Here is an 11,653-nt window from a genome sequence, read left to right on the forward strand (position 1 = left end):
ATAGCAACCACTACTGCCAGCTACATTGGGCTACTTCGCCCGGACGCGGTCCAGGAACTGTTCGGTCCTGGACTCCAGTCCGGCGATCTGACGAACCACGACGGCGGCCGGGTCCGGGTTGATCTCGTTGGCAGGCGGTTCCTTCCGCACATTGGCGCTGCAGCCGAACTCGGCGCAGATCAGTGTCCCCACGGTGTTCCCGTCCTTGCCGGATTGTCCGGCTTTTTTGGCAACCCACAGGTAGACGTCGTCCTTGGAGAAGACGTCACGGCACAGTTCGCAGAGGACAACGCGCCTCTTGCCGGACCCACCTTCAGGAGCCCGGAGCAGGATGCCCGTGAGCTTGCCCCGGTGCGGAACCACGAGGTAGCCGCGCTGGGGCATCTTTTCGTCCCGCCACCCCAGGAACTCCAGGTTGTCCCAGTCGAGGGCTTCGAAATCGCTGGGGAGGTTGGCCTTGGCGGCCTCCGAGCGGCTGGCGTTGATGAATGACGAGCGGATCTGTTGGGCTGTGATTTTTTGCATGGCAAAGCTTCTTTCGAGAATGGTCGACGTCCGCGCGCTGAGGTTGGGCGCGCGGGAATTGGCAGAAGACGTCGGTCACCGAGAAAGAGGGCACTGCAAAGGGACCCCAAAAAGGGTGCTGGGTGAGTGCCTAGAAGGATGCCGACGTGTGGGGGAGTGCCAAGCAGGCCAAAACGGCCACCTCGCCAACCATGGCTGCAGCAACTGAAACAGTGCGCACGCTCATCCCCTCGTTAAATTCCGTCAGAAGCGGTAGTCCGCTGCCGTTCATACTTTCAAAAGTTCAGGGCAGCTGTCCACTGCGAGAGCGTTCGGCTGAAGGGCGTGGGATGTGCGAGAGGGCCCGGCTGAAGGGCGCGGGATGTGGGAGAGGGTGTGATCTGCATCGCATTTTGCGAATGCGGAGGATTAGGTGACGCAAACGTTTCTTAATTATCGGGAGGCTAGGCTAGCCTTACTTAGGTTCGCATCACTTACTTAAGGAGTCCCGTGGCATCCCTTCTCCCACGCCGCGCCCTGCTCAAAACAGCAGGAACCGCGACGGCCGCTTTGGCCGCCGTCGCTCTTACCCTCACCGGCTGCTCCACTGGTCCGGCAACTTCCGCTCCGGCAACTGAGCAGGCAGCATCCTCGGCTTTCCCGGTGACCATCAAGAACGTCTTTGGTGAAACGACCATCAAGGAACAGCCCAAGCGCGTAGTCACCGTCTCGTGGGTCAATGACGATGTCGCGATCGCCCTGGGCGTTGTTCCGGTCGGCGTCCCGAAGAACGAGTGGGGCAATAACGACAAGGGCTCCACCCCTTGGAAGGACGCCGCACTCGAGAAGCTCGGCGCCGGCTTTGGCACCGACAAGGCTCCGGTCCAGTTCTCCGAAGCAGACGGCATCAACTTCACCGAGATCGCCAAGCTCAGCCCGGACGTCATCCTGGCCGCATACTCGGGCCTGGAGGAAGCTGACTACAAGAAGCTCAGCGAAATCGCCCCCGTCGTGGCGCAGCCGGAACTCGCCTACGGCACTCCGTGGCAGGAAAGCACCACTCTGATCGGCAAGGCATTGGGCAAGGAAGCCGAAGCCAAGAAGCTGATCGAAGACACCGAGGCCACCGTCAAGGACAAGGTCTCCAAGTTCCCGCAGATCAAGGACAAAACCTTCATCTACGGCAATCTCGAGCCCGCCAAGGGCGACGGAGCCAACGTTTACACGGCTATCGACAACCGTCCCCGCTTCCTCTCCGAAATCGGCATGAAGCTGGCTCCCGTAGTTGAGCAGAACACCAAGTCGACTACTGAGTTCTTCATTCCGTGGTCCGCTGAGAAGGCCAACGAGCTCGATTCCGACATCTTTGTCACCTGGGTCCCGGACGCCACCACGGCAGATGCCATCAAGGCTGATCCGCTGCTCGGACAGATCCCGGCCATCAAGAAGGGCGCCCTGGTTGCCGATTCGGACAACACGCTGACGCTCTCCATCTCCGCCTCATCGCCGCTGAGCCTGCCGTGGGCGCTGGATACGTTCCTGCCGCAGCTGGGTAAAGCAGCAGACGCAGCGGGCAAGTAACTGCAATGAAACTGAGTACGACGACGGCAGTCCAGGGGCGGGGCAACGGCACTTCGGTGCCGGGCCCGGGAGGCATCACCCCTGAAACTGCTGGAACCGGAGGGGGAACCGGTTCCCGCGGCACGGCAGGCAAGCGCACCGCTTGGCTGTTGACGGCCGTCGTCGTACTCGTCGCAGTCTGCGCCGCATCCTTGGCGATCGGCGCACGCGGGCTTCCTCTCACCACTGTGTGGGAAGCCCTCACCAACTTCAATCCGGCAGACGGTAACCACGCAGTGGTCATCGCCCGGATTCCCCGCACTGTCCTGGGCCTGCTTGCCGGAGCCGCACTTGGCCTTGCCGGTGCAGCCATGCAGGGCGTGGCCCGCAACCCGCTGGCCGATCCCGGAATCCTGGGACTCAACGCCGGCGCTGCCTTGGCCGTAGTCGTGGGGATTTACGTTTTCGGTATTGGCTCTCTGTCCGGCTACATCTGGTTTGCCTTCATCGGCGCCGCTGCGGCCGCCGTCGTGGTGTATGCCGTTGCTTCCCTGGGTCGTGATGGCGCGACGCCGGTCAAACTCGCCCTCGCGGGTGCGGCCCTGAGCGCAGGCCTGTTCTCCCTGATGAACGTCATCCTGGTTTCGAGCCAGGACACGTTCGACCGTTTCCGTTTCTGGCAGGTGGGCACCATTGGTGGACGTGACTGGTCCGTCCTCCTTCCCGCGCTGCCATTCCTCGCCATCGGGGCCCTGATCATCCTGGCCGGCGGCCGCATTTTGAACAGCCTGGCACTTGGTGACGACATTGCCCGCGGCCTCGGCCAGAACGTGGCTTTGGCCCGGGGTATCACCGGGCTGGGCATCGTCCTGCTCTGTGGATCCGCCACAGCTGTGGCCGGACCGATCGCCTTCCTGGGCCTCGTCATTCCGCACGCTGTCCGCTCGCTGACCGGGCCGGACTACCGGTGGATCCTGCCGTTCTCCGCCGTTGTGGCACCCATCCTGCTGATCAGCGCCGACATCATTGGCCGCGTGATCCTTCTCCCGGGCGAAGTCCCCGCAGGAATCATGACGGCAATCATCGGCGCTCCCGTGTTCGTCTGGCTCATCCGCCGCGGCAAGGGGGCCGGACTGTGACAACCGTCCATAAACTCCCCACCAAGTTGGCACTTAATGCCAAAGATCCCGGCAAACATGGCCATCAATTGTCACTTCGGCGCGTGCTGAGCCCTACGTTCTTCCTCGGGCTCGCTGTAGTGGTCACGTTCGCGGTGTACGTACTCCTGGGAAGCTACACCGTCACCATCCCGGACTTCTTCAAGATAGTCATCAACCACCTGACCGGCGGGGAGAAGATCCCCGGGGCCAGCTTCATTGTCATGGAGCACAAACTTCCCCGCGCAGTGGTGGGAACCATGATCGGCATCGCCTTCGGCCTCGCCGGCGCACTGTTCCAGACCATGCTGCGCAACCCCTTGGCCAGCCCGGACATCATCGGCATCAGCTACGGTGCCAGCGCGGCGGCTGTCACGGCGATCGTGATTTTCGGCGCTTCCGGAGCCGTAGTTTCCGGGGCAGCACTTGGCGGAGCGCTCGGCGTCGCCGCCATCATCTACGCAATCTCCCGCGGTGGAACCGGTGCTGGCGGCGGAAGCCGCGGCAACGCCGCCGGCAACCGCCTCATCCTGGCCGGCGTGGGCATCGCCGCCGCACTTCACGCAGTGGTCAACTTCCTCATGACCCGCGCTGACATCCGTACTGCAGCCGATGCCCTGATCTGGCTTAACGGATCCTTGAACTCCGCCACCTGGGACCGGGCAGGCGTTCTTGCGGTCTCGCTGCTGGTCCTGATCCCCGCTGTCATTGCCCTCGCCGGCCCGTTGCGCATCCTCGAACTTGGCGACGACGCCGCTGCAGGCCTTGGAATCAAGGTCAACGCCGCCCGGCTGGGACTGGTCCTGACCGCCGTCGGACTCGCCGCCGTCGCAACCGCCGCTGCGGGCCCGGTGGCGTTCGTGGCTTTCCTCGCCGGTCCGATCGCACGCCGGATCGTCCGTAAACCGAGCCTCCCGGCGTCCGCCCTGACCGGTGCGCTGATTGTGCTCCTGGCCGACTTCTTCGCCTCCAACATCGCTCCCGTCATCCTCGACGGAACCGTCCTTCCGGTCGGCGTCATCACCGGCGCCCTCGGTGCTCCCTTCCTGCTGTGGCTGCTGGTCACGTCGAACCGAAAGGAGGCCTGACATGGCCGTCCTTAATGCCCAGGACCTGACGCTCCAATACGAAGCACGCAAAGTAGTGGAGGGACTCTGCACCGAGATCCCCGAGGGCAAAGTGACCATGATTGTGGGCGCCAACGCCTGCGGCAAGTCCACGCTCCTGCGCGGTCTGTCACGGCTTCTCAAACCCGCTGGCGGATCGGTGACCCTCGACGGCAAAGACATCCACACCCGTCCCGCCCGCGAACTGGCGCGCACGCTGGGACTCCTGCCCCAGCATCCCACCGCCCCGGACGGTATCACCGTGCGCGACCTCGTGGGCCGCGGCCGTTACCCGCACCAGGGCTTCTTCCGCAGCTGGAGCGCAGGGGACTTGTCCCGGCACGATCTCGCGGTGCAACGCGCGCTCGACGCCACCTCGACGCTGGAACTCGCTGACCGCAGCATCGACGAACTGTCCGGCGGTCAGCGCCAGCGTGTTTGGATCGCCATGGCCCTGGCGCAGGAGACCGAAGTCCTGCTGCTGGACGAGCCCACCACCTACCTCGACCTCGCGCACCAAGTGGAAGTCCTGGACCTGATCACCGACCTCAACCGCAGCCGCGGCACCACGGTGGCGATCGTGCTCCACGACCTCAACCTGGCAGCACGGTACGCGGACCACGTCATCGCCATGAAGGGCGGGTGCATCGTGGCCGAAGGGCCCGCTCCCGTCGTCGTCACCGAAGAGTTGGTCTACAACGTCTTCGGCTTGGAATCCCGCGTGGTTCCGGACCCCATTTCAGGCACACCGCTGATCGTCCCCATCGGACGCCACCACGCACGCCCCGCTTCAACCAACGAACTGGAGATCGCCTCATGAGTGCACAACCGACACAGGCAAAAGCAAGCGCCGCCGTGGAGCCCATGACCCTCGCCTTCGACGTCACTGTGACGGCCGTGCAGGAATTGAGCCCGAACTTCCGCCGCATCACCTTCGGCGGTTACTCCCTGCGTGACTTCGGCGTTGCAGGTGACACCCTGGACCTCCGCGTGAAGCTGATGATCCCGTCCTTCGACGCGTCCGGCAACGTCATTCCGCTGCCTCCCTTCAAGATGGAAGAAGCCGGCTGGTACCAGGAATGGCTCGCCATGGACCCGTCCGTCCGCGGTGACATGCGCACCTACACCGTGCGCTCCGAGCGCCTCGACGCCGTGTACCCGGAGATCGACATCGACTTCGTCATGCACTTTGACGACGCCGGCCACGGCGGCCCCGCAGCCAACTGGGCACTTGGAGCGAAACCAGGCGACGCGCTCACCATCATCGGCCCCAACAACCGCGCAGCGCAATGCACCACAGCCGGCGCATATGGTGGCATCGAATGGCGCCCGGGCATGGCCCAGCGCGTGCTCCTGGCCGGCGACGAAACTGCCGTCCCCGCCATCAGCGCCATCCTTGAAAGCCTGCCCGCCGATATGACCGGCCACGCCTTCCTCGAAGTACCGGAAGCCGGCGACTTCCAGGACATCAACACCGCAGCCGACATCGAAATCACCTGGCTTGCACGCGGTGCGGCCATCGGACGCGCACGTCCCCACGGAGAACTCCTCAAGGAAGCCGTGGCCAAGGCCGTTCCCGTGCCGGGCTGGGTAGGCATCAAGGGTGCCGGGACCGCAGCCGGGCCCGAGCCCGAAGACGTCAATGTTGACCAGGACATCCTCTGGGAAACCCCGCAGCGCATGGACGCCGCTGCCATCGAAGCAACCAAGAACCCCACCCTTCCCGCCGGTGCCCTGCCGTTCTATGCCTGGATCGCCGGCGAAGCGTTCGTCATCAAGGAAATGCGACGCTACCTGGTGCGGGACGTTGGTATTGACCGGAAGCAGGTTGCTTTCATGGGTTACTGGCGTCGGGGCAAGGCAGAGGGCTAAGCCTGCTGGTCCGCTTAGTCCGCCGCTGGGCGGCCGGTTGACGGCCATCCTCGGCGTTGCTGCTCCTCCGTCGCTCTGACGCACGCTGCCGGATGCCCGCCAACCAGCCTTGCGCGCGAGTCACCTTCCGGCGCTCTCTCACTTCCCTCGGGTTTGGGGGCGGCGCTCTCTCACTTCCCGTTGGCTTGTTCACTTGGGGTTGGCTCTGGTGTAACCGGGGGCGGGTAGCTTCGGTGGGGTGCGGGAGGAATTCGGGGACGGGGTTAAGGCTCGACGGCGGTTTGTCGCCATCGGGGATTCCTTCACCGAGGGAGTGGGGGACCCGAGCAAGGTCCTGCCCAACGGGGTCCGCGGATGGGCGGACCGGGTGGCCGAGAAGTTGGCGAAAGCGGAGCCGGGCTGGGAGTACGCCAACCTGGCAGTACGCAGCAAAAGGCTCCGGCACATCATTGATGAACAACTCGAGCCTGCGGTGGCCATGGAGCCGACGCTCATTACGCTCTACGCGGGCGGCAACGACATCCTGGACTTTGGTACTGACATGGACGCGCTCCTCAGCGACTATGAGCTGCTGGTCGCCCGGCTGAGCGAAACCGGGGCCACCCTGGTGCTGTTCACTGGGTTCGACGTGAAAGTCTCCGCGGTCTTGGAGCCTTTCAAAAAGCGCAACACCCTCTACAACCAAAGGGTCCGTGATATCGCCGCCAAGTACGGCGCAGTCCTGGTGGATTACTGGTGCTTTGACGCCTACAAGGACCGGCGGATGTGGGCCCCGGACCGGCTCCACATGTCCAAAGCGGGGCACAAGTACCTGGCCGCGCAGGTCCTGGACCACCTCAACGTCCCCCACAAATTCTCGCCCAAGGATTGGGACCCGCCCACACGATTGTCCATGCGCGAATGGGAACGCCGGCAGCGTCGCTGGGTGAACGACTGGGTGGTCCCGCTCTTCGGGCGGAAACTGCGGGGCGTCACGCTGGGCGATGCACTCAGCCCACGCTGGCCCCAACCCGTGAAGGTCCCGCGCAAGGGCGGTTTGAAGAAGCTCGTGGAAAAGGCAACGCAGTGACGGAACAAACCAGGTTCGTGGCGCTCGGCGATTCCTTCACTGAGGGCGTGGGCGACATCGACCTCCGGCTTCCCAACCATTGCCGGGGTTGGGCGGACCGGGTTGCGGAAGAGCTGGCACGGCACGACGAAACCGTGCGATACGCAAATCTGGCCATCCGTGGCAGGCGCCTCCAGCGGATCGCCGGCGAACAAATCAAGCCCGCCCTCGCCATGAAACCAACGCTGGTCAGTTTCTACGCCGGTGGCAATGACCTCCTGATGGCCCGGCCCAACATGGCCAACCTCATCAGGGACTATGAGGATGCCGTCCAACGGATCACAGCCAATGGAGCCACGGTGCTGCTGTTCACGGGGTACAACGTCCCCTTGTCGCCCCTCCTGGAGCCGCTCAAAGTCCGCACGGCAATCTACAACCGCAACATTCGGCGCATCGCCGCGAAATACCAGGCGCTCCTGGTGGACTATTGGTGCTTCGAGAAGTTCCAGGACCCGCGGATGTGGGCCCCCGATCGCCTGCATATGTCCACTCCCGGCCACAGCTACATGGCAAAAAAGGTCCTCGAGGTGCTCGGGGCGCAGCACTCACTCCAGTCGCCGAGGCTCGCAGCGCCTCGTCCCCGGACCCGCACCGAAAACATCGCCGACGACGTCGCCTGGCTGAGGCGCGACGTCGGACCCTGGTTTTCGCGTCGGCTTCGCGGAGTATCCAGCGGTGACCACGTGGAGGCGCGCTGGCCGGAACTCATGCCGGTAGTGCTGCCCGAGCGGCTGGGCACCGCGAAAGCGCAGGCGCCTCAGTTATCCAGCAGGTTTTCGTAACCCTCGGCAACGCTGGTTGCCGTGAACTCGATGATCTCGAACTCCGCCACACCATTGCTGTAGAACGGATCCTCGGCCAAGGAGGCGTCCAAGGTTGCCCGGTCCACTTTGGACAGCAGCACGCCGCCCGTGGCCGGGACGCGACGTCCGGACGCAAGGAAGATGCCGCCGTCGAACGCGTCCTTAAGCCAGGCCATGTGGCCCGGACGGTGGAAGTCGACGATTTCGTCGGGAACTTTGTAGGTCAACGAGACTACGAACATGCGGCCAGCCTATCGGTTGGGCTGCTCCCCGGACCTAAGGAGGCTGTGAATTCTCCTAAGATGGGTTCATGACTCAACCCCGCTGGCTGAACGCCGACGAACGCCGTGCCTGGCTGGCCCTTCTGAGCATCAACACCTTGCTTCCTTCGGCGTTGGACACTCAACTCCAGTCGGTCGGCAAACTGTCTCTTTTCGACTACAACGTATTGGCGATGCTCTCCGAAAGCGAAGGCCGATACCTTCCCATGAGCGAGCTTGCTGCGCGAACAAGTGCCTCCTTGTCGCGTCTGTCGCATGTGGTGACCAAGCTGCAGAAACGTGGCTGGGTAGAGCGGCAGGCGCACCCCGGCGATGCCCGCGTGACCGTTGCGCACCTCACCGAGGCCGGCATGTCCACCATCGTTTCCCTTGCCCCGGGACACGTGGAATCCGTGCGTACGCTGATGCTTGATTCGCTGACCCCGGACGACGTCGCAGACCTCGCCCGGATCGGGGAGAAGATCGTGGCCCGCCTGGACAACAACCACTGGATCCTGCGGGACTCGTGAGGGTGCTTTGTGGCCCCGGGCGTTGAGGTGGCAGACTGACGGCATGGATTTTTCTGCCCGTTACGTTGCCTTGGGCGACTCGTTCACTGAGGGCGTCGGCGACGACGATCCCCGCCGTCCCAATGGCGTTCGAGGGTGGGCCGACGTCGTAGCCGGGCAGCTGGCAAGCAGCAACGAGGACTTCGGCTACGCGAATCTTGCGATCCGCGGCCGGAAGCTCCGTCAGATCATGGCAGAGCAAGTGGACGCCGCCATCGCCATGAATCCAACGTTGGTGACGCTGTACGCAGGGGCGAACGACATCCTGCGGCCCAAGATCGATATTGACTCGCTTCTTGAGGAGTACGACGCCGGTATCGCCAAGTTAAGTGCGGCAGGCGCCACCGTTGTCCTCTTCACGGGCTTTGACGCAAAGGGCTCCAAAGTTTTCGGCGCCATGCGCGGCCGCACCGCGATCTACAACGAACTGGTGCGCGAAATAGCCGAGAACCACGGCGCCTTGCTGGTGGATTATTGGCGGTTTGACGAGTACGACGATTGGCGCCTCTGGGGCGAAGACCGGATGCACATGTCCACGGCAGGCCACGTCAACATGGCAAAGCGGGTGCTCGATGTCCTTGAGCACGAGCACGTCATCGAGGTCCCCGAGCTGGCGCCGGCGCGGCTGATGAACCGGGTTGAAGCACTCAAAGCCAATGCACGCTGGTTCCGGGAATCCGCAGCGCCATGGGTGGCCCGCCGGGTCCGGGGCGTCTCCTCCGGCGACGGTTTGAGCCCGAAGTACCCCGAATTGATCAGGCCCCTCTAGCCCGATCTTGCGGGCGACCCGCCAGCGTCGAGGCGGTGGTCCGGGCAGTGGGCGCGCAGGGCTTATGATGCCGGATTGGTCTTAATTTGGCCTGGCCCGTAGAATAGTTAGGCGCTAGGTAGTGCGGTTCGTGTGCAATTGCTCCGGTTGGTGGTGACTGTCGGTTTTTCCGACGTCCCGGTGGCCGGTAGTTAGGGGCTCAAGTTGCGTGCATTCCTGTATTCGCCCGGTATCCCAGGACCTGTTCCAGTGTTCATCACTGCCCGGTCCTGAGGCCAACCTTCTTCGCCGCACTTGCTGCGGAAACTACCGAAATGGTTTGGACCCGGATGCGGACGCTGCCTGTCGCACGGTAACGCAGGAACATCTGCACGCCGTTACATTCAATCTTTGGAGGAGAGTCATGGCAGCACACTGCCAAGTGACCGGAGCCGAGCCGGGCTTTGGACACAGCATTTCGCACTCGCACCGTCGCAACAAGCGTCGGTTCGACCCGAACATTCAGAAGAAGCGCTACTGGGTTCCGTCCCTGCGCCGTAATGTCACGCTGACCCTGTCAGCCCGTGGCATCAAGACAATCGACGTCCGCGGCATCGACTCAGTCGTCGCCGACATCCTGGCACGAGGAGTAAAGCTCTAATGGCAAAGGACAAGGACGTACGTCCCATCATCAAGCTGAAGTCCACCGCGGGCACCGGTTACACCTACGTAACCCGCAAGAACCGTCGTAACGATCCTGACCGTCTGGTCCTGAAGAAGTACGACCCCAAGATCCGCCAGCACGTCGAATTCCGAGAGGAGCGCTAAACACATGGCAAAGAAGTCAAAGATTGCTCGCAACGAGCAGCGCAAGGTCATTGTTGAGCGTTACGCTGCCAAGCGTCTCGAACTGAAGAAGACCCTGGTTGATCCCAACGCGACTGACGAAGCACGCGAAGCTGCACGCCTCGGCCTGCAGAAGCTGCCCCGCAACGCCTCCCCGATCCGTCTGCGTAACCGCGACCAGATCGACGGCCGTCCCCGCGGCACGCTCCAGAAGTTCGGTATCTCCCGTGTTCGCTTCCGCGACATGGCTCACCGCGGTGAGCTCCCGGGCATCACCAAGTCTTCCTGGTAATCACGAAGCTCTGAAAAGGCCGGCAATCGTTATGGTTGCCGGCCTTTTTTGTGTTTAAGCGTGGTTTCCGGTGTGTGGCGGAGGCGGCGGCGTTCAGTGGCGCCGGAGGCGGCGGTCATCCTCGGCGCGCTCGGTCGTGCCTCCCCATCGACTCCCTGGCCTCGCAAGCTCGCCCAGGGAACCCGGTGGCTGTGGGCCCACCTTGGACGCGCGCTGCCGGATGACCGCCGCTTCCATTCGTCGCTATCTCACATCCCTCGGGCTTCCGGCCGACGCTCGCTCACGTCCCTCGGGTTTGGGCCGGTCGCTCTCTCACGTCCCTCGGGTTTGGAGTCGTCGCTCGCACATGTCCCTCGGGTTTGGTGGAATGCTCGACGGCGGTTGTTGGCTTTGTGCCGAGGCGGAGGCCTTGGCGGGTCTTGGTGGCGTGACGGGCTTCACTCGTCCTGTTTCCGGCGGATTTTGGTTGGTTTGAGGCCTCGATTGGCCCTTTTGGCCTGTGAGGACGGGGTTTTGGATGGTGTTGGGAGTGATTTGTGCCGGGGCGCGTAGGCGTGTAATGTCTTCTGAGTCGCCGCGAGTGAGACAGCCTGGAGCTGAGAGCCGCGGAGGCCGAACCCCCTTGATGACAGCCTGAAAAATGGTTCGCTTTTGAGCGTTCCTGTGCAGGGTGGGGCCGAAGACTGGATCATGAATCGCGGAAACGTTGATTTGCCAAGATCTGGTTGATCGGGTAAGTTTGAAAAGTTGCTCCGGAGCGATCCAGCGAAGGCTGGTGGTACTGCTTTGGAATAGTGACCTGTTGTTTGAGAACTCAATAGTGTGCCA

14 protein-coding genes are annotated in these 11,653 nt (G+C 63.2%); 12 read left to right on the forward strand and 2 right to left on the reverse strand.

The genetic code is table 11. The annotated features are described in order from the left end of the window. Positions 1-30 precede the first annotated feature (30 nt). Positions 31-525 (reverse strand): FBP domain-containing protein, encoded by a 495-nt coding sequence (locus ACIQLI_RS22205; RefSeq protein WP_354232827.1) that lies wholly within the window; start codon positions 523-525, stop codon positions 31-33. Between the two features lie 489 nt (positions 526-1,014). Between ACIQLI_RS22205 and ACIQLI_RS22210 the strand changes: the two genes are divergently transcribed. The 7 genes from ACIQLI_RS22210 to ACIQLI_RS22240 all read left to right on the forward strand — a co-directional run bounded on the left by ACIQLI_RS22210 (position 1,015) and on the right by ACIQLI_RS22240 (position 8,089). Continuing rightward, positions 1,015-2,085, forward strand: coding sequence for an iron-siderophore ABC transporter substrate-binding protein (locus tag ACIQLI_RS22210; protein WP_354232826.1), 1,071 nt, complete (start codon positions 1,015-1,017; stop codon positions 2,083-2,085). A 5-nt stretch (positions 2,086-2,090) separates the two neighbouring features. Beyond that, the gene (locus ACIQLI_RS22215; protein ID WP_354232825.1) at positions 2,091-3,203 is read left to right on the forward strand and encodes an iron chelate uptake ABC transporter family permease subunit; all 1,113 of its coding nucleotides are present in this window, start codon (positions 2,091-2,093) and stop codon (positions 3,201-3,203) included. After that, a complete protein-coding gene (locus ACIQLI_RS22220) occupies positions 3,200-4,309 on the forward strand; it encodes a FecCD family ABC transporter permease (RefSeq protein WP_400392546.1) in 1,110 nt (369 codons plus the stop codon). The genes ACIQLI_RS22215 and ACIQLI_RS22220 overlap by 4 nt, the downstream gene beginning before the upstream one ends. A 1-nt stretch (position 4,310) precedes the next feature. After that, a complete protein-coding gene (locus tag ACIQLI_RS22225) occupies positions 4,311-5,147 on the forward strand; it encodes an ABC transporter ATP-binding protein (protein ID WP_400392549.1) in 837 nt (278 codons plus the stop codon). Then, positions 5,144-6,199, forward strand: a complete 1,056-nt coding sequence (locus tag ACIQLI_RS22230) for a siderophore-interacting protein (protein WP_089596483.1) — start codon at positions 5,144-5,146, stop codon at positions 6,197-6,199. The genes ACIQLI_RS22225 and ACIQLI_RS22230 overlap by 4 nt, the downstream gene beginning before the upstream one ends. A 238-nt stretch (positions 6,200-6,437) precedes the next feature. After that, positions 6,438-7,268 carry an SGNH/GDSL hydrolase family protein gene (locus tag ACIQLI_RS22235; protein WP_400392552.1) on the forward strand — a complete coding sequence of 277 codons (831 nt, stop codon included), beginning with the start codon at positions 6,438-6,440 and terminating at the stop codon, positions 7,266-7,268. After that, entirely contained in the window at positions 7,265-8,089 is an 825-nt protein-coding gene (locus ACIQLI_RS22240) for an SGNH/GDSL hydrolase family protein (RefSeq protein WP_400392553.1), read from the forward strand. Before ACIQLI_RS22235 ends, ACIQLI_RS22240 begins: the two co-directional genes overlap by 4 nt. Here the strand turns inward: ACIQLI_RS22240 and ACIQLI_RS22245 are convergent. Beyond that, a complete protein-coding gene (locus ACIQLI_RS22245) occupies positions 8,065-8,352 on the reverse strand; it encodes a YciI family protein (RefSeq protein WP_311212088.1) in 288 nt (95 codons plus the stop codon). The genes ACIQLI_RS22240 and ACIQLI_RS22245 overlap by 25 nt on opposite strands. A 68-nt stretch (positions 8,353-8,420) precedes the next feature. On the opposite strand from ACIQLI_RS22245, the gene ACIQLI_RS22250 reads away from it, so the two are divergent. From ACIQLI_RS22250 to rpsN, 5 genes are all read left to right on the forward strand, one after another. Next, a complete protein-coding gene (locus tag ACIQLI_RS22250) occupies positions 8,421-8,900 on the forward strand; it encodes a MarR family winged helix-turn-helix transcriptional regulator (RefSeq protein WP_400392555.1) in 480 nt (159 codons plus the stop codon). Positions 8,901-8,943: 43 nt separating this feature from the next. After that, positions 8,944-9,708: an SGNH/GDSL hydrolase family protein gene (locus tag ACIQLI_RS22255; protein WP_354232820.1), complete on the forward strand. Its 765-nt coding sequence runs from the start codon at positions 8,944-8,946 to the stop codon at positions 9,706-9,708. Between the two features lie 403 nt (positions 9,709-10,111). Continuing rightward, entirely contained in the window at positions 10,112-10,348 is a 237-nt protein-coding gene (gene rpmB, locus ACIQLI_RS22260; protein ID WP_011776361.1) for a 50S ribosomal protein L28, read from the forward strand. Further along, complete coding sequence (rpmG, locus tag ACIQLI_RS22265; RefSeq protein WP_003798558.1) at positions 10,348-10,515, forward strand: 50S ribosomal protein L33; 168 nt, start codon at positions 10,348-10,350, stop codon at positions 10,513-10,515. The genes rpmB and rpmG overlap by 1 nt, the downstream gene beginning before the upstream one ends. Before the next feature lie 4 nt (positions 10,516-10,519). Further along, entirely contained in the window at positions 10,520-10,825 is a 306-nt protein-coding gene (gene rpsN / locus ACIQLI_RS22270) for a 30S ribosomal protein S14 (RefSeq protein ID WP_011776360.1), read from the forward strand. Positions 10,826-11,653 lie beyond the last annotated feature (828 nt).

Source organism: Paenarthrobacter sp. NPDC091669, assembly GCF_044756725.1.
Taxonomy (GTDB): domain Bacteria; phylum Actinomycetota; class Actinomycetes; order Actinomycetales; family Micrococcaceae; genus Arthrobacter; species Arthrobacter bambusae_C.

Bases quoted from the DNA above. Each gene is read 5' to 3' on its own strand.
- rpmB (WP_011776361.1), top strand. From the start codon at position 10,112: ATGGCAGCACACTGCCAAGTGACCGGAGCCGAGCCGGGCTTTGGACAC.
- ACIQLI_RS22255 (WP_354232820.1), top strand. From the start codon at position 8,944: ATGGATTTTTCTGCCCGTTACGTTGCCTTGGGCGACTCGTTCACTGAG.
- rpsN (WP_011776360.1), top strand. From the start codon at position 10,520: ATGGCAAAGAAGTCAAAGATTGCTCGCAACGAGCAGCGCAAGGTCATT.
- ACIQLI_RS22225 (WP_400392549.1), top strand. From the start codon at position 4,311: ATGGCCGTCCTTAATGCCCAGGACCTGACGCTCCAATACGAAGCACGC.
- ACIQLI_RS22215 (WP_354232825.1), top strand. From the start codon at position 2,091: ATGAAACTGAGTACGACGACGGCAGTCCAGGGGCGGGGCAACGGCACT.
- ACIQLI_RS22205 (WP_354232827.1), bottom strand. From the start codon at position 525: ATGCAAAAAATCACAGCCCAACAGATCCGCTCGTCATTCATCAACGCC.
- ACIQLI_RS22230 (WP_089596483.1), top strand. From the start codon at position 5,144: ATGAGTGCACAACCGACACAGGCAAAAGCAAGCGCCGCCGTGGAGCCC.
- ACIQLI_RS22250 (WP_400392555.1), top strand. From the start codon at position 8,421: ATGACTCAACCCCGCTGGCTGAACGCCGACGAACGCCGTGCCTGGCTG.
- ACIQLI_RS22245 (WP_311212088.1), bottom strand. From the start codon at position 8,352: ATGTTCGTAGTCTCGTTGACCTACAAAGTTCCCGACGAAATCGTCGAC.
- rpmG (WP_003798558.1), top strand. From the start codon at position 10,348: ATGGCAAAGGACAAGGACGTACGTCCCATCATCAAGCTGAAGTCCACC.